Below are 18128 nucleotides of genomic sequence, written 5' to 3'. Positions count from 1 at the left end.
CGGGATAATGCCGGAGCCGCTTTAATGCAAAAGGACAACAGCCTGAGCAGCTCGCACCTGGCGAGCTGCCGGGATCAACCGTGACGACGTTCGAAGTCGGCCATGAAGTCGGTCAGCGCCTGCACGCCGGCCAGCGGCATGGCATTGTAAATAGAAGCGCGCATGCCGCCAACTACCCGATGGCCTTTCAGCGCCTGCAGGCCGATGGCTTCGGCTTCGCTGAGGAACACTTTGTCAAGCGCCGCATCGGCCAGCTGGAACGGCACGTTCATCCACGAACGGTTGGCGATCGCCACCTGGCTGCGGTAGAAGTCGGATTTATCGATGGTCGCATACAGCAGCTCGGCCTTGGCCTGATTGCGTTTCTGCATCTCCACCAGGCCGCCCTGCTCTTTCAACCATTTGAACACCAGCCCGGACAGATACCAGGCGAAGGTCGGCGGCGTGTTGAACATCGAATCGTTCTCGGCCAACACGGTGTAATCGAGGATTGACGGCACTTCTTTGCGCGCCTTGCCCAGCAGATCGTCGCGCACGATCACCAGAGTCAGGCCGGCAGGGCCGATATTTTTCTGCGCGCCGGCGTAAATCACGCCGAAACGGCTGACGTCGAGCGGGCGGGACAGGATGGTCGAGGAGTAATCGCCAATCACCACTTTGTCGCCGAAGTCCGGCGTTTCATCGATGGCCACGCCGTCGATGGTCTCATTCGGGCAATAGTGCACATAGGCGGCGTCGGCGCTGAGCTGCCACTCTTTCATCGGCTTGATGCCGCTCAGGCCGTCGATGCGGGTTTTCACGTCGATGACGTTCGGGGCGCAATACTTTTCCGCTTCCTTGATGGCGCTATGCGCCCAATAGCCGCCGTCGATATAGTCGGCGGTGGTCTTGTCGCCCAACAGGTTCAGCGGCAGCGCGGCGAATTGACCGCGGGCGCCGCCGTGGCAAAACAGCACTTTATAGTTGGAGGGGATTTTCAGCAGATCGCGCAGATCCTGTTCCGCCTGCTCGGCAACGGCGATGAATTCTTTGCTGCGGTGACTGATCTCCATCACTGACGTTCCCAGACCGTGCCAGTTGCACAGTTCCTGTTCCGCACGACGCAACACTTCCACCGGCAGCATCGCCGGGCCAGAGCTAAAATTATAAACCTGAGTCATTTCCCCTCACCACATTCACTGTTCGCCGCAGAAAAGCGACCTGTCGAAAAGACGCCCGAAGTTAACGCTCGCGTTAACCAACCCTTCGGTTTTATCACTCACGCCCCATGGCTGCAACGCTTATTCACCCGTCGGCGGCAAACGGCCGCACCGGGTGATGACAGGCTCTGCGGCCGTCGCGATTGTTTGGACGATAAAACCCTGCGACATGGGGAAATTCAGCGGGTTAACGCGGTGTTTTATGCTGTATTCAGCCGAGATGGCTGCGGGAGCCCGGCCGGCGCCCGCAGGAGAGAAAACGATCAGTACTGATTGAACATTTGCTGGATCTGCTTCGCATCTTTGGTTTGCGTCAACGCCAGCTGCAGCAGAATGCGCGCTTTTTGCGGATTCAGCGTGCCGGCTGCGACGAAGCCGTACTTGGCGTCGTCCACTTCCGCGTCCTCGGTGGTGGCGCCGGTCGGCACGCGCGAAGAACGCACCACCGCCACGCCGTTGTGCGCCGCCGTCGCCAGGGTGTCGAACACCGTTTTATACAGGTTGCCGTTGCCGACCCCCGCGCTGACGATGCCCTGGTAGCCTTCGGCGATCAGCGCCTTGGCCGGCGCATCGGAAGCGTTGGCGTAGTTGTAGACGATGCCGACCTTCGGCAGTTCGTTCAGCTTGCTGACGTCGAACGGCGTATCGCGGGTGTGTTTGCGCTGCGGCGAGCGCTGGTAATCGACCTTGCCGTTGTGGATATACCCCAGCGGGCCGAAGTTCGGCGACTGAAAGGTCTGCACCGCGGTGGTGTTGGTCTTGGTGACGTCGCGCGCGTCCAGCACGCTGTCGTTCATCGCCACCAGCACCCCGCGATTGGCCGATTGCGGATCCGCCGCCGTCACCACCGCGTTATACAGGTTGAATGGACCATCGGCGCTCATCGCCGTCGCCGGCCGCATCGCCCCGACCAGCACCACCGGCTTGTCGCACTTCACCGTCAGGTCGAGAAAATAGGCCGTCTCTTCCAGCGTATCGGTGCCGTGGGTGATGACAAAGCCATCGGTTTTGCCGCAGTCGGCGTCGATCTTCTTCGCCAGCGTCAGCCAGACCTGATCGTTCATGTCCTGCGAGCCGATGTTCACCACCTGCTCCCCCTGCACGTTGGCGATGTCCTTCAGCGCCGGCACCGCATCGACCAGTGCCTCGACGCCCAATTTGCCCGAAGTATAGTTGGACTTGGTCGCCGAGTCGCCGCCGCCGGCGATGGTGCCGCCGGTTGCCAGCAGGGTGATGTTGGGCAGCGCCAGCGCCGAGGCGCTGACGCCAGTCAACAAAAGGGTTAACACGCTGAGTTTCACTGATTTCATTAGATTTCTCCTTGACAGATAACTCGCTGAATTATGGCCTTTATCCTTAAAAAAACTGTGACTTTGCCGCCGCTTTAGGAATACGTGGAGCTCCGGCGTAAAACCCCGTATCATTGCGCGTTTTTAGTACGCGCAAAAAGTGAAGACAATGACGCAAACTTTTATCCCCGGTAAAGACGCCGCCCTGGAAGACTCCATCGCCCGTTTCCAGCAGAAACTGAGCGATCTCGGTTTCAACATCGAAGAAGCCTCCTGGCTGAACCCGGTGCCGCACGTATGGTCGGTGCACATTCGCGATCGCGATTGCCCGCTGTGCTTCACCAACGGCAAAGGCGCCAGCAAAAAAGCCGCGCTGGCCTCGGCGCTGGGTGAATATTTCGAGCGCCTGTCCACCAACTACTTCTTCGCCGATTTCTACCTGGGCCGGCAGATCGCCGAAGGCGACTTCGTGCACTATCCGAATGAGAAATGGTTCCCGATCCCGGCGGACGATACGCTGCCGGCCGGCCTGCTCGACGAGCGTCTGCACGCCTTCTACGATCCGCAGCAAGAGCTGAGCGCCAGCGATCTTGTCGATCTGCAATCCGGCAATGCCGATCGCGGCGTGTGTGCGCTGCCGTTTACCCGTCAGTCTGACCAGCAAACCGTGTATATCCCGATGAACATCATCGGCAACCTGTATGTGTCCAACGGCATGTCCGCCGGCAACACCGCTAATGAAGCGCGCGTGCAGGGTCTGTCGGAAGTGTTCGAGCGCTATGTGAAAAACCGCATCATCGCCGAATCCATCAGCCTGCCGGCGATCCCGGACGAGGTGTTGAACCGCTACCCGGGCGTGGTGGAAGCCATCGCCAAGCTGGAAGAGGAAGGTTTCCCGATCCTCTCCTACGACGCGTCGCTGGGCGGCAACTACCCGGTGATCTGCGTGGTGCTGTTCAACCCGACCAACGGCACCTGCTTCGCCTCGTTCGGCGCGCACCCGGACTTCGGCGTAGCGCTGGAGCGCACGGTGACCGAACTGCTGCAGGGCCGCAGCCTGAAAGATCTCGACGTGTTCACCGCGCCAACCTTCGATGACGAAGAAGTGGCGGAACACACCAACCTGGAAACGCACTTCATCGATTCCAGCGGCCTGATCTCCTGGGATCTGTTCAAGCAGGACGCGGATTATCCGTTCGTTGACTGGAGCTTCAGCGGCAGCACGCAGGAAGAGTTCGTCACCCTGATGAGCATCTTCGACAAAGAAGACGCGGAAGTGTACATCGCCGACTACGAGCATCTGGGCGTCTACGCTTGCCGCATCATCGTGCCGGGCATGTCCGACATTTATCCGGCGGAAGACCTGCTGCTGGCCAACAACAGCATGGGCGCGCACCTGCGCGACACCCTGCTGGCGTTGCCGGGCAGCGAGTGGGAGCCGGAAGAATACCTGGCGCTGATCGAACAGCTGGACGACGAAGGGTTGGACGATTTCACCCGCGTGCGCGAACTGCTGGGCATTGCCAGCGGCAAAGACAACGCCTGGCATACCCTGCGCGTCGGCGAGCTGAAGTCGATGCTGGCGCTGGCGGGCGGCGATCTGGATCAGGCGCTGATCTGGACAGAATGGACGCAGGACTTCAACGCCTCGGTGCTGAGCCCGGCGCGCAGCAACTACTACCGCTGCCTGCAAACGCTGCTGCTGCTGGCGCAGGAGCCTGAGCGCGAAGCGGCGCAGTACTATACCGCGTTCGTGAAGATGTACGGCCAGGAAGCGGTTGACGCAGCCTCCGCCGCCATCAGCGGTGAAGAGCGCTTCAACGGGCTGTTCGCCGTCGATGCCGATCTGAAAGCGTTGCCGGCCCACCAGGCGCTGCTGGCGGCCTACGATAAGCTGCAAGCGGCCAAACGTCGCCACTGGGCCAAGGCCTAACGCCATCGGGGGCTGCCACTTTGGGAGTACCCCTGTTGCTGAACGCCGCACTCCGTTGCGGCGTTTTTATTTTTGCGCGTTATTTCAACGTATTCTGACTTATTTTCCAGCTGGAAAGCAGGCGGTTAAACGGCCATAAAAAGAAATAAACCGGCGATTGTTGCCGGACGGTGAAATAATAATTAACCGATAATTAAACTTTCAGCGACGAACAGCGACAAAACGTCTAAAAATTTAACTTTAGCGCCTGCGGCCCACCCTGCTTATTCAAAAAAATTTGCAAACATTAAAAAATTGTTTTTTATTAAAAATCAATTAATTAACCACAAAAACCACACAAAAAACACGTCATTTTGCCGCTCTACTTCCCCGCCTTATGATCCAAATCAAATTTTCCCCTATACTGCTTTGCTAGTATCTCATTGCGTTGTTTTAACCCTTAAGAGCGAGAGTTAGTTTGAAAACTGACAGCCCCTTCGATCTGATTTTACCTGCGGCAACGGCGAAAATCGCTGAGGATGCCGGCGTGTATAAAGCCACCAAACATCCGCTGAAAACGTTTTATTTGGCGATCACCGCTGGTGTCTTTATTTCCATCGCCTTCGTCTTTTACATCACGGCGACTACCGGCACCGCCGGCGTGCCTTTCGGCCTGGCGAAACTGGTCGGCGGCATCTGCTTCTCTCTCGGGTTAATGCTGGTGGTGGTGTCGGGCGCCGACCTGTTCACCTCTACCGTACTTATCGTCATCGCCAAGGCCAGCGGCCGCATCAGCTGGGGCCAGCTTGGCGCCAACTGGCTGAACGTTTATCTCGGCAACCTGGTCGGCGCGCTGTTCTTCGTGGCGCTGATTTGGTTCTCCGGCGAGTATATGGTCGCCAACGGCCAGTGGGGCCTGAATGTCCTGCAAACCGCAGACCATAAGCTGCATCACACCTTCATCGAAGCCGTGTGCCTCGGCATTCTGGCCAACCTGATGGTCTGCCTGGCGGTCTGGATGAGCTACTCCGGCCGCACCCTGACCGACAAGATGCTCGCCATGGTGCTGCCGGTCGGTATGTTTGTCGCCAGCGGCTTCGAACACAGCATCGCCAACATGTTTATGATCCCTATGGGCATCGTGGTCAAACACTTCGCCACGCCGGAATTCTGGCAAGCCGTAGGGGCGGTACCTGAGCAATTCGCTCATCTGACAGTAAGCAACTTCATCATCGACAACCTGATTCCGGTCACCATTGGTAACATCATCGGCGGCGGTCTGCTGGTTGGGTTGACTTACTGGGTAATTTATCTGCGCGGGGCCGCGAGCAGCACTAAGCTGTGAGTTACCGCGCGCAGAGTTAGAAATCCACAATCAAAGGTAGGTGTACAATGACCGAACTTAACGAGAAATTAGCCAACGCTTGGGAAGGTTTCAGCAAGGGTGACTGGCAGAATGAAGTCAACGTTCGTGACTTCATCCAGAAAAACTACACGCCTTATGAGGGTGACGAATCCTTCCTGGCTGGCGCTACTCAAGCCACCACCACCTTGTGGGACAAGGTTATGGAAGGGATCAAACTGGAAAACCGCACTCACGCGCCGGTTGATTTCGACACCAACGTTGCTTCAACCATCGTTTCTCACGACGCGGGTTACATCGCCAAAGAGCTGGAAACCATCGTGGGTCTGCAGACCGACGCCCCTCTGAAACGCGCGCTGATCCCGTTCGGCGGTATCAAAATGGTCGAAGGTTCGTGCAAAGTGTACGGCCGCGAACTGGATCCGCAGCTGAAAAAAGTGTTCACCGAATACCGCAAAACCCACAACCAGGGCGTATTCGACGTTTACACCAAAGACATCCTGAACTGCCGTAAATCCGGCGTGCTGACCGGTCTGCCAGATGCCTACGGCCGCGGCCGCATCATCGGCGACTACCGCCGCGTGGCGCTGTACGGTATCGACTTCCTGATGGCCGACAAGCTGAACCAGTTCAAATCGCTGCAGGAAAAACTGGAAAACGGCGAAGACCTGGAAATGACCATCCAGCTGCGCGAAGAGATCGCTGAACAGCATCGCGCTCTGGCTCAAATCAAAGAGATGGCCGCCAAATACGGTTACGACATCTCCGGCCCGGCCACCAGCGCGCAAGAAGCGGTGCAGTGGACCTACTTCGGCTACCTGGCCGCGGTGAAATCCCAGAACGGCGCTGCCATGTCCTTCGGCCGCGTGTCCACCTTCCTCGACGTGTTCATCGAGCGCGACATCAAGGCGGGCAAACTGACCGAAGAACAAGCGCAGGAACTGATCGACCACCTGGTGATGAAACTGCGTATGGTGCGCTTCCTGCGTACCCCTGAGTACGATGAGCTGTTCTCCGGCGACCCAATCTGGGCGACTGAGTCCCTGGCCGGTATGGGCGTCGACGGCCGTACCCTGGTCACCAAAAACAGCTTCCGTTTCCTGAACACCCTGTACACCATGGGGCCGTCTCCGGAACCGAACATGACCATCCTGTGGTCTGAGAAGCTGCCGCTGAACTTCAAGAAATTCGCGGCGAAAGTGTCCATCGACACCTCTTCCGTACAGTACGAAAACGACGACCTGATGCGCCCTGACTTCAACAACGATGACTACGCCATCGCTTGCTGCGTCAGCCCGATGATCGTCGGCAAACAAATGCAGTTCTTCGGCGCCCGCGCCAACCTGGCGAAAACCATGCTGTACGCCATCAACGGCGGCGTTGACGAAAAACTGAAAATGCAGGTCGGCCCGAAAGAAGCGCCGATGATGGACGAAGTGCTGGACTATGACAAAGTCATGGCCCGCATGGACCACTTTATGGATTGGCTGGCCAAGCAGTATGTGACCGCGCTGAACATCATTCACTACATGCACGACAAGTACAGCTACGAAGCTGCGCTGATGGCGCTGCATGACCGTGACGTTTATCGCACCATGGCTTGCGGCATCGCCGGTCTGTCCGTTGCGGCCGACTCCCTGTCCGCCATCAAGTACGCGAAAGTCACCACCATTCGCGACGAAGACGGCCTGGCTATCGACTTCAAAGTGGAAGGCGAGTATCCGCAGTTCGGTAACAACGACGCCCGCGTCGATGACATCGCCTGCGACCTGGTTGAGCGTTTCATGAAGAAAATTCAGAAACTGCGCACCTACCGCCACGCGGTACCGACTCAGTCCGTACTGACCATCACCTCCAACGTGGTATACGGTAAGAAAACCGGTAACACCCCGGATGGCCGCCGCGCTGGCGCACCATTCGGCCCAGGTGCCAACCCGATGCACGGCCGCGACCAGAAAGGCGCAGTAGCCTCCCTGACCTCGGTAGCCAAACTGCCGTTTGCCTACGCGAAAGACGGGATCTCCTACACCTTCTCCATCGTGCCTAACGCGCTGGGTAAAGACGACGACGTGCGTAAAGCCAACCTGGCTGGCCTGATGGATGGTTACTTCCACCATGAAGCCTCCATCGAAGGCGGCCAGCACCTGAACGTCAACGTGATGAACCGCGAAATGCTGCTGGATGCGATGGAAAATCCTGAGAAATACCCTCAGCTGACCATCCGCGTCTCCGGTTACGCCGTGCGCTTCAACTCGCTGACCAAAGAGCAACAGCAGGACGTCATTACTCGTACCTTCACTCAAACGATGTAATGCGCCAGCCGGGCGGGAAACCGCCCGGTAGCAACGTCGGGCCGGTTCTTCCGGCCCTTTTCTCCCACCGCTCTCCCCTGACTCTGTGCGAGTCTGTTTTGCCGGACATCTATACTGAATGGATAGCCGGCAAAACAGTTATCCGGCAACTGACCGGCCGACAGGCATCATTACCCCCGGTGGCGGGCTCATCCCGCCGCTGCATCGCAGATACCTGGCCGGCGGCCACGCGCCTATTTTTAGACTGCGTTTGACAGTCAATATTGGAGAAAACCCCGCAATGTCAGTAACTGGTCGCATCCACTCCTTCGAATCCTGCGGCACCGTCGATGGGCCCGGGATCCGCTTTATCGTCTTCTTCCAGGGCTGCCTGATGCGCTGCCTCTATTGCCATAACCGCGACACCTGGGACACCCACGGCGGCAAAGAAGTGACCGTCGAAGAACTGATGAAAGACGCGGTGGCCTATCGCCACTTCATGAATGCCTCTGGCGGCGGCGTGACCGCATCCGGCGGCGAAGCGATTCTGCAAGCTGAATTCGTGCGCGACTGGTTCCGCGCCTGCCATGCCGAAGGCATCAATACCTGCCTGGATACCAACGGTTTCGTGCGCCGCTACGATCCGGTGATCGACGAGCTGCTGGATACCACCGATCTGGTGATGCTGGACCTGAAACAGATGAACGACGAGATCCACCAGAACCTGGTTGGCGTCTCCAATCACCGCACGCTGGAATTCGCCCGCTACCTGGCGAAACGCAACCAGCGCACCTGGATCCGCTACGTGGTGGTGCCGGGTTGGTCAGACGACGATAAGTCGGCGCATCTGCTGGGCGAGTTCACCAAGGACATGGCCAACATCGAGAAAATCGAGCTGCTGCCCTACCACGAGCTGGGCAAGCACAAATGGGTGGCGATGGGGGAAGAGTACAAGCTGGATGGCGTGCATCCGCCGAAAGCCGAGACCATGGATCGCGTCAAAGGCATCCTGGAAAGCTACGGCCACAAAGTGATCTACTGATTGGCGCGCACCACAAGAAAAAACCGGCTCATGGCCGGTTTTTTTATGCTCAGGCGGCGGCGAACGGCGTGTGGTGGTGATCCGGTTTCTGCTTTTTCAGCAGCATCAGCAGATAAACCAGCGCCACGGCGGCAATCATCACAAACAGCACGCGGTCGGAGTAGTTTTGCATCAGCAGCGCCGTCATCGATGGGCCCAGCAGGCTGCCGATGGTGTAGCTCATCAACAGCGCCTGGTTCATCGCCACCAGCTCGTGTGGCATCGCCTTCTCACAGGCCCAGGACATCGCTACCGGATACAGGGTAAAGCCGGCGCAACCGAGGATGAACAGCGAAGGCGCCATGGCATAGTTGCCGAGCATCGCCACGCTGGCGAGGATCACCACGAACACCTGAATGCGCAGCACCAGCAGACGCCCGTAACGATCGGCCAGGCGTCCAACCGGCCATTGGCCGACGATGCCGGAGCTGACCAGCAGCGCCATCCAGTAACCGACGTTGGCGTCGCTCATGCCCTGATGAGAGAGGTACAGTGGCATCAGGCCGTACAGCGAACCGAGCACAATGCCGGAGATGATGCAGCCGTTGATGCCAAGGCGCGCGCTGCGGCGTCTCAGCATCGACCACACCGCCGCCTGCTGCGGCTCATCTTCATGACGGTTGACCCGCGCGAACAGCATCGGCAGCATGGCGCTGATCACAATGGCGGTCACCCACGGCACCACGTGCAGCAATTCGGTCGAGGTCATGCTCAACAGCAATTGGCCGGTCACCGTTCCGAGGTAATAGACGATCATATAGGCCGCCAGCAGCTGGCCGCGGTTGCTCAGGTTGCCGCTGCGCAACAGCGCGCTCTCTACGATCACCCAAATCCAGGCGCAGCCGACGCCGGCGAAGAAGCGCCAACCCAGCCAACTCCAGAAATCGATCGACAGCACCATACCGGCGGTCGCGGCGGCGAATACCAGACAAGAAAGGTGATAGCTGCGGGTGAAGCCGACGCGTTGGATCAGTTTGCCCGCCACCAGCGTGCCCAACAGGTTGCCGCTGAAATAAGAAGAGCTGACCATTCCCACTTGCCAGGTCGACAGCTGAGCATGGGTTAACCAAAGGGGCACGAGCGTATTCAAAACGGCAATGGATACCGTGAGCAGCAAGAGGCCGCAGAGCAATAACAGCACCGGGCGGGAGTATGCGGACATAGTGAAATTGTGACCGAACGCGCAATGAGAGTGCGCGCATCATGCCACTGGCGATAAAAAAGTCAATCGCCTCTTATCATTCCACCGCACGATTTGTTTCCGGCTAACCGACTGAAAAAGCGCTATGCTCAGCGCAGTGCGTATTTGACGATAAGGAAACAGGATGAGTCAGGCAAATGATGCGGCGGTTGCAGCCCTGCTGGAGGACATCGGCAGCACGCACGGCGAGCTGCTGGAGATAGTGCAACAGGTTCGCCGGGCCGCTGCCGCGAGCGGCGATGGCGTCACCGAATCGGTCAAATACGGTGGCATCATGTTCTCGCATCGCCAATTTTTCTGCGGCGTTTTCGCCTATCGCAACCACGTTACGGTGGAATTCGGCCACGGCTACCGATTGACAGATCGCCATCACCAACTTGAAGGCAGCGGCCAGTATCGGCGGCACATCAAGCTCCACTCACCCACCGAGGTGAAAAGCAAACATCTGGCCGACTACATTAAACAGGCTTACGCGCTGGCGGAAGACTGAATTCTCGACATAAAAAAAGCGCCCGCAGGCGCTTTTTTCTAGTGATTGGCTGTTCAGCCGATATATTCCAGGCCACCCATATAAGGGCGCAGTACTTCAGGCACCTGAATACGGCCGTCGGCCTGCTGGTAGTTCTCCAGCACCGCCACCAGGGTACGGCCAACCGCCAGGCCGGAACCGTTCAGCGTGTGGACCAGACGCGGTTTCTTGTCGGCTTTGCTGCGGCAGCGCGCCTGCATGCGACGCGCCTGGAAGTCCCACATGTTGGAGCAGGACGAGATCTCGCGGTAGGTATCCTGCGCCGGCAGCCACACTTCCAGATCGTAGGTCTTGCAAGCGCCGAAGCCCATGTCGCCGGTGCACAGCAGCACCTTACGATAAGGCAGGTTCAGCAGTTGCAGCACTTTTTCCGCGTGGCCGGTCAGCTCTTCCAGGGCGTCCATCGAATCTTCCGGACGAACGATCTGCACCATCTCGACCTTGTCGAACTGGTGCATGCGGATCAAACCGCGGGTGTCGCGGCCATAAGAACCGGCTTCCGCACGGAAGCATGGCGTGTGCGCGGTCATCTTCAGCGGCAGAGATTCCTCTTCCACGATCTCGTCGCGCACCAGGTTGGTCAGCGGCACTTCCGCCGTTGGGATCAGCGCGTAGTTGCTGCTGTCGGCTTCTTCTTCCAGCGGACGGGTATGGAACAGATCTTCGCCGAACTTCGGCAGCTGGCCGGTGCCGTACAGCGTGGCGTGGTTAACCAGGTAAGGCACGTAGGCCTCCAGGTAGCCGTGCTGCTCGGTGTGCAGATCCAGCATGAACTGGGACAGCGCACGGTGCATGCGGGCGATTTGCCCCTTCATCACCACGAAGCGCGAACCGGTGAGCTTGACCGCGGCGGCAAAATCCAGCCCGCCGGCCATTTCGCCCAGGTCGACGTGATCGCGCACCGCGAAGTCGTACTGGCGCGGTTCACCCCAGCGGGTGACCTCCAGGTTTTCGCTGTCGTCTTTACCATCCGGCACGGCGTCGTCCGGCAGGTTAGGCAACGTCAGGGCGTAATCGCGGATCTCGCTTTGCAGCGCATCCAGCTCCGCCTTGGCGGCATCCAGCTTGTCACCCAGCTCGTTCACTTCGCGACGCAGCGGCTCGATGTCTTCCCCACGCGCTTTGGCCGCGCCGATGGATTTCGATCGGGAGTTGCGTTCCGCTTGCAGCGTTTCAGTTTCTACCTGCAGAACTTTGCGGCGTTCTTCCTGCGAACGCAGCAGATCCAGATCGAGTTTAAAGCCTCGGCGAGCCAGTTTGACGGCGACTGCGTCTAGCTCATTACGCAGCAGATTGGGATCGAGCATGCTAATCCTGTGCTTGTTGTTATTGAAAGAAGTGTTGTTGTTCTATGCGGCTGATTTATAGCCGCATAAAAGAAGAGTGATACCCGCTAACCTTACCGCAACGGCCAGGCTAGCGGTAGCGTTTTGTCGGGCTATTTTGATCCTGCTCAGCCAGCCATGCCAACTTTTCGCCGATTTTCCCTTCCAGCCCGCGCGAGGTCGGTTGATAGTAGCGCGTCTTGGCCATTTCAGGCGGGAAATAGTTCTCGCCGGCGGCGTAGGCGTTGGGTTCGTCGTGGGCGTAACGGTATTCCGCCCCCAGCCCCATCTCCTTCATCAGCTTGGTCGGCGCGTTGCGCAGGTGTTCCGGCACGTCATAATCGGCCTGCTCTTTGGCATCGCGCATGGCGGCTTTGAACGCGGTGTAAACCGCGTTGCTCTTCGGTGCGCAGGCCAGATAGACGATCGCCTGCGCGATGGCGCGCTCGCCCTCCGCCGGCCCCACGCGGGTAAAACAATCCCAGGCGGCGATCGCCACCTGCATGCCGCGCGGATCGGCGTTGCCCACGTCTTCAGAGGCGATCGCCAACAGACGGCGCGCCACGTAAAGCGGGTCGCCGCCGGCGGTAATGATGCGCGCATACCAATACAGCGCGGCGTCCGGCGCCGAACCGCGCACCGATTTATGCAGCGCGGAAATCAGATCGTAATAACGGTCGCCCTTATTGTCGAAGCGCGCGCTGCGCTCGCCCGACACCTCTTTCAGCAGTTCCGGCGTCAGCACCCGCACGCCCTTGGCGTCTAACTCCGCCATGTCCGCCATCATTTCCAGGCTGTTCAGCGCCCGGCGCGCATCGCCGCCCACCAACTCCGACAGCAGGCGACGCGTTTCCGCCGGCAGCTCGACATTCTGGCCGCCAAAGCCGCGCGTCTTGTCATTCATGGCCTGATCCAGCACCTGGCCGATATCTTCGGCGGTCAGCGCCTTCAACAGATAGACTCGGGCGCGGGACAGCAGCGCCGAGTTCAGCTCGAACGACGGATTCTCGGTGGTGGCACCGATAAAGGTGATGGTGCCGTCTTCAATGTGCGGCAGGAAAGCGTCCTGCTGGCTTTTGTTGAAGCGGTGCACCTCGTCGACGAACAGGATGGTACGGCGGCCGGCGTCGCGGTTTTGCCGCGCCCGTTCGATCGCCTCGCGGATCTCCTTGATGCCGGAGGTCACGGCAGAAATTCGTTCGACATCCGCCTGACCGTAGCGGCCGATCAGCTCTGCCAGCGTCGTCTTCCCGGTGCCCGGCGGCCCCCATAAAATCATCGAGTGCAGCTGCCCGGCCTCAATGGCGCGCGGCAGCGGTTTGCCGGCGGCCAGCAGATGCTGCTGGCCGATGTATTGCGCCAGCGTGGTCGGCCGCATGCGCGCGGCCAACGGCTGGAACTCGTTCTGGGAAAAGTCGAGCGACAGATTATTACTCACTTGCACCTCACTGGCGCTGGTCGTCCAGCGTCACCCCCTTCGGTGGGGTAAATTTGAATTTGGCCGGATCGGCGGCGACGTTCTGCTGGCTTTTCAGCGTGTAGGAACTGCGCTGGCCGTCCTGCTCCACCGCGGCGAAGCTACGGATGGTACCGCTGTTGGTCACGCTGATGGCGAACTGCTTCAGATTGCCGCTGGCGGATTTCGGCGTCAGTTCGAAGTCATCGCCCTTTTGCTTCACGTTGTACTGTTTCCAGTCGCTGGCATTATTGCGGGTGATCAGCATGAACGGCGTATTGCCGGTGGCGTTTTTCAGCCAGGTCGCCGTCACCTGCTCAACGAACGGGTTGTAGAACCACAGGGTCTGGCCATCGGAGACCAGCACGCTCTCATCAGGTGACGTCATGTGCCAGTTGAACAGGTTCGGCCGCTTCACCCACAGCTCGCCTTCCCCCTGCTGCACCGCGGCACCGTCGGCGCTGGTTACGGTTTGCGAGAAGCTGGCGTGGAAACTGTTCACCTTCGCCAGGCGACTTTGCAGATCCTGTGCGGCGTCGGCCAGCACGGAGGTAGAAGCGAATCCCGAAAGCAGACAGCAGGCAACTAACAGTTTTTTCATTATTCCAGATACCTTATGAAATGCGTTAACCGCAGGGCGACGCCGTGCGGGTCAAATCAACCCTTTACCCCGTTACTTTACCCGAAGCCGGCGGCCGGTCGGTAGGCCAATGTTCCGAGAAGAAACGGGTTTACGCTTCTTTGCACAAGGGCCGCTTAAGCGGCCCTTTCTTATTGAATTGCAATGGCTAAAGCATCAGTCATGCCGCGGCGGCGCCAGCACCTCGCGGTTGCCGTTGTGCCCCTGCTCACTGACGATGCCTTGCGCTTCCATCTGTTCGATGATGCGCGCGGCGCGGTTATAGCCGATGCGGAACTGGCGCTGTACGCCAGAGATGGAGGCGCGGCGTTTATCCACCACGAAATCCACCGCCTGGTCAAACAGCGGATCCAGCTCTTCGTCACCGTCCATCCCACCGCCGGCTCCGCCCTCGCCGTCTTCGCCGCCGCTGAGAATGCCCTCTTTATATTGGGGCCGCTCGCGCGCTTTCCAATCCTTGACCACCGCGTGCACTTCCTGATCGCGCACGAATGCACCATGTACACGCACCGGAATCGAGGAGTTCGGCGCCAGATAGAGCATGTCGCCCATCCCCAGCAAGGACTCGGCGCCGCCCTGATCGAGGATGGTGCGGGAGTCGATCTTGCTCGACACGGTAAAGGCGATACGCGTCGGAATGTTGGCCTTGATCAGGCCAGTGATCACATCCACCGACGGACGCTGGGTCGCCAGCACCAGGTGGATGCCCGCCGCACGTGCTTTTTGCGCCAGGCGAGCAATCAGCTCTTCAACCTTCTTGCCCACCGTCATGATCAGGTCGGCGAATTCGTCGACCATCACCACGATGTACGGCTCTTTCTCCAGCACCGGCGGGGTGATGTCCATGCTGTCGGTCGGCTTCCAGAACGGATCCGGGATCGGACGCCCCATCGCTTCGGCCTGATCGACACGCTCGTTGTAACCGGCCAGGTTACGTACACCCAGAGCTGACATCAGCTTGTAGCGGCGTTCCATTTCGCCCACGCACCAGCGCAGCGCGTTGGCCGCGTCTTTCATGTCGGTGACCACGTCGGTCAACAGATGCGGGATGCCTTCGTAAACCGACAGCTCCAGCATTTTCGGGTCGATCATGATAAAGCGCACTTCTTTCGGCGTGGCCTTATACAAAATGCTCAGGATCATGGCGTTGACCCCGACCGATTTACCGGAACCGGTGGTACCGGCAACCAGCAAATGCGGCATCTTACCCAGATCCGCCACCACCGGTTCGCCGGAGATGTCCTTACCCAACACGATGGACAGCGGCGACGGGTTGTCGCGGAAGGCCGGGCAATCCAGCACTTCGCGCAGATACACCGTCTGACGTTTGGTGTTCGGCAGCTCCAGACCGACGTAAGGCTTACCAGGGATCACTTCCACCACGCGCACCGCCGAAGTCGACAGCGAGCGCGCCAGATCGCGCGACAGGTTGGAAATGCGCGCCGCTTTAACCCCCGGCGCCAGATCCAACTCGAAGCGGGTGATCACCGGCCCCGGCAGGATGTCTACCACGTCGGCTTTCACGCGGTAATCAGCCAGGCTGGCCTCTACCAGGCGTGCCTTCTGTTCCAGCGCGAAGGAATCGACCGGCTCCACCTCTTTCGGCGCTTCGGTCAGCAGATCCAGCGTCGGCAGCGGCGTGGTCGGCTTCTGCAGCGGCTGATCGTTGCGCATCAGGAACGGGTGAATCAAGCTGTCCATCGCCGGATGCTGCTCGGCCTGCGGTTGCTGAGACTGTTGCGGTGCCTGCTGCGGCTGCTGATATTGCTGCTGCGGCGACGGTTGATACGGCTGCTGCTGCGGCTGTTGGTACTGCTGCTGGTACGGTTGCTGAGGCTGGGCAGCCGGCTCCGCAGGCTCAAACTGGCCGAACGGCACATCGTCCTCTTGCTCGCTCTGCAGTTCAATGCGCTCTTCAAGCTGCGGCGACAGCGTGAACATCGGCTCGCTAGGGCCATCGTCCACCAAATCCGCCATCGGCGAGAAGCTGAAAGCATTGCGGGTATCGACCGCACTGGCGGCCGGTGCCTGCGGGGCAGACTCCTGCTGGCCGTAGCGCGCCTGCTGCTGCTCGGCGAACGCCTGACGCAGCACCGCTTCTTGCCGCGCCTCTTCGTCGTCCTGTTGATACTCTTCGCCGTAACGTTGGCTCTGCTGTTCGGCAAACGCCTTGCTCAGCTCGGCTTCCTGCAATGCACTCTCATCATCTTGCTCCGGCGCGTAGCTTTCGCCGTAGCGCTGGCTTTGCTGTTCGGCAAACGCCTGACGCAGCGCGGCTTCTTGCAGCGCCTCTTCTTCCTGCGGGTTCACCGCCGCCGGCTGTTGAGGCTCCGCCTCGGCCTGGCGCAGCTCCTGTTCGGCCGCACGCTGCGAAGGCAGCTTGATGCCGTAAGAAGCCAGCTCACGACGGGTCGGGATACGCACCGGATTCGGCCGCGGCAACTCAGGGCCGATACCCTGTTTAACCTGCGGATTGCCGTCGCTGGTCGCCGTGAAAGCAGGCATGAAGGTGGCTGCTGCTGCACCCGCCGCGGCAGTGGCCGCCGCCGTGTCCAGCTGCGGCCTGGCGCCGGTGGCGCTGAAACCGCCCGAACCGCCGAGGTCGACGCTGTCGCGCTGCGCAGCGCTAAAATCAAAGGGAGAATGCGCCTGCGGTTGCGGCGCAGCCGGCTCTTGCCAGTTGCCAAGGCGCGGCTCATCGTCATCCTGATAAGGATCGACCGGACGCGTCGCCTTCGGCGCCGGCGTTTCTTCCGGGATCTCGAAGGAATATAGCGGCGGCGTAGCGTCTTGTGGCGGGGCGCTTACCGGGTGCTGGTTGACCGAGGCCGGGGCGGCCGGTGCCACCGTCACCGACGGCGCCTGAACGCCAACCGGTGCAGCAACGGGCTCGTGGACCGCCGCCGTTGCCGCCGGTGCAGGCGGAGCCGCCGGCGCGATTGGCGCCGCTTCAGCGTCGACTTCGTCATCGTCGGCGCGCAGGCCGCTGAGCAACGGATCGGCAGCGTCTTCCGCTGCCGCTTTGGCGCTTTCGGTGACCGAAGGCGCGGAGAACAGCACGTCGTCATCGGCGGCCGCGGCTCCGGCGGCGGTCGCGGCAACCGCTGCGGCGGCGCCCTTCCCTGCCTGCTCAGGCTCGTCGTCAACGTAACGCTCGTCATCCTCGAAATAGCGTTCTTCGCGGCGTGAGCGATTGGTCATCACCGTCGCGACGCCCAGCACCGCACCGCCGATCTTCTCGGCGATCACCAGCCAGGACCAGCCGGTAAACAACGTCAGGCCTGCCGCCCACACGCACAGCAGCGCCAGCGTGGCGCCGATGCCGTTGAACCACGGCAACATGGCGTTGCTCAGCAGGCTGCCGATCACGCCGCCGGAAGCGAAGTAATAAAGATCGTCAACGTTCAGCGCCGCCAGCCCACAGGAGGTGAGCACCAGCGCCAGAGTGCCGATAAGGCGCAGTGAGAGCGCGAAATAGTCGACGTAGTCTCGGTTGCCGCGTTGGCGGTAGGCCGCCCAGCACAGAACCAGCATGATCGGCGGTATCGCGTAGGCGAGCACCCCGAAGGTGAAGAACAGCGTGTCGGCCAACCAGGCCCCAACACCGCCGCCCAGGTTGTGAATCGGCTCATGCCACGCGGTCTGCGACCAGCTTGGGTCAGACGGATTGAAGCTGACCAACGCGGCCATGAGGTAAACGGCAAAAATCGCTACCACGATCAACACAGCTTCCAGCAAACGCCGGCCACTGCTGAGTCTTTTCAGGGTAACTTCTTTATCTTCTGTATATTCCTGGCTCAAGAAAGGCTCTCCAGGTTCCTGTTAGCTGACATAGCAACAGC

At 59.8% G+C, this 18128-nt stretch carries 12 protein-coding genes; 5 read left to right on the top strand and 7 right to left on the bottom strand.

Translation table 11 applies throughout. The features are described 5' to 3' along the window. Positions 1 to 74 precede the first annotated feature (74 nt). Together serC and ansB are read right to left on the bottom strand one after the other, a co-directional pair. Positions 75 to 1160, bottom strand: a complete 1086-nt coding sequence (serC, locus tag AAIE04_RS04340) for a 3-phosphoserine/phosphohydroxythreonine transaminase (RefSeq protein WP_025159680.1) — start codon at positions 1158 to 1160, stop codon at positions 75 to 77. Between the two features lie 302 nt (positions 1161 to 1462). Continuing rightward, positions 1463 to 2509: an L-asparaginase 2 gene (gene ansB / locus AAIE04_RS04335; protein WP_063919126.1), complete on the bottom strand. Its 1047-nt coding sequence runs from the start codon at positions 2507 to 2509 to the stop codon at positions 1463 to 1465. A 148-nt stretch (positions 2510 to 2657) separates the two neighbouring features. Here ansB and ycaO point away from each other — a divergent pair, with 148 nt between their 5' ends. The 4 genes from ycaO (at position 2658) to pflA (ending at position 9096) form a co-directional block, all read left to right on the top strand. Beyond that, positions 2658 to 4421: a 30S ribosomal protein S12 methylthiotransferase accessory factor YcaO gene (gene ycaO / locus AAIE04_RS04330; protein ID WP_498576563.1), complete on the top strand. Its 1764-nt coding sequence runs from the start codon at positions 2658 to 2660 to the stop codon at positions 4419 to 4421. Positions 4422 to 4878: 457 nt separating this feature from the next. Beyond that, positions 4879 to 5745, top strand: a complete 867-nt coding sequence (gene focA / locus AAIE04_RS04325; protein ID WP_498576562.1) for a formate transporter FocA — start codon at positions 4879 to 4881, stop codon at positions 5743 to 5745. Between the two features lie 47 nt (positions 5746 to 5792). Further along, positions 5793 to 8075 carry a formate C-acetyltransferase gene (gene pflB / locus AAIE04_RS04320; protein WP_019454549.1) on the top strand — a complete coding sequence of 761 codons (2283 nt, stop codon included), beginning with the start codon at positions 5793 to 5795 and terminating at the stop codon, positions 8073 to 8075. 280 nt (positions 8076 to 8355) lie between these two features. Beyond that, positions 8356 to 9096, top strand: coding sequence for a pyruvate formate lyase 1-activating protein (pflA, locus tag AAIE04_RS04315; RefSeq protein ID WP_063919123.1), 741 nt, complete (start codon positions 8356 to 8358; stop codon positions 9094 to 9096). A gap of 49 nt (positions 9097 to 9145) precedes the next feature. On the opposite strand, the gene AAIE04_RS04310 is transcribed toward pflA, so the two are convergent. Beyond that, positions 9146 to 10297: an MFS transporter gene (locus AAIE04_RS04310; protein WP_025159681.1), complete on the bottom strand. Its 1152-nt coding sequence runs from the start codon at positions 10295 to 10297 to the stop codon at positions 9146 to 9148. A 163-nt stretch (positions 10298 to 10460) separates the two neighbouring features. Here AAIE04_RS04310 and AAIE04_RS04305 point away from each other — a divergent pair, with 163 nt between their 5' ends. Next, positions 10461 to 10826: a DUF1801 domain-containing protein gene (locus AAIE04_RS04305; RefSeq protein WP_498576561.1), complete on the top strand. Its 366-nt coding sequence runs from the start codon at positions 10461 to 10463 to the stop codon at positions 10824 to 10826. A 53-nt stretch (positions 10827 to 10879) separates the two neighbouring features. Here AAIE04_RS04305 and serS read toward each other — a convergent pair whose 3' ends face one another. From serS to AAIE04_RS04285, 4 genes are all read right to left on the bottom strand, one after another. Then, the gene (gene serS / locus AAIE04_RS04300; RefSeq protein ID WP_019454553.1) at positions 10880 to 12172 is read right to left on the bottom strand and encodes a serine--tRNA ligase; all 1293 of its coding nucleotides are present in this window, start codon (positions 12170 to 12172) and stop codon (positions 10880 to 10882) included. 109 nt (positions 12173 to 12281) lie between these two features. Next, positions 12282 to 13568, bottom strand: coding sequence for a replication-associated recombination protein A (locus AAIE04_RS04295; RefSeq protein WP_050439750.1), 1287 nt, complete (start codon positions 13566 to 13568; stop codon positions 12282 to 12284). A 67-nt stretch (positions 13569 to 13635) separates the two neighbouring features. Next, on the bottom strand, positions 13636 to 14247 hold the full coding sequence (gene lolA, locus AAIE04_RS04290; RefSeq protein WP_019454555.1) for an outer membrane lipoprotein periplasmic chaperone LolA: 612 nt from the start codon (positions 14245 to 14247) through the stop codon (positions 13636 to 13638). Positions 14248 to 14442: 195 nt separating this feature from the next. Beyond that, entirely contained in the window at positions 14443 to 18087 is a 3645-nt protein-coding gene (locus AAIE04_RS04285) for a DNA translocase FtsK 4TM domain-containing protein (protein WP_498576560.1), read from the bottom strand. Positions 18088 to 18128: the final 41 nt, after the last annotated feature.

Source organism: Serratia sp. Ae19-1, from assembly GCF_059801225.1.
Note: the sequence above shows the minus strand (reverse complement) of the source record. Positions and strands in the feature narration are given on the sequence as shown.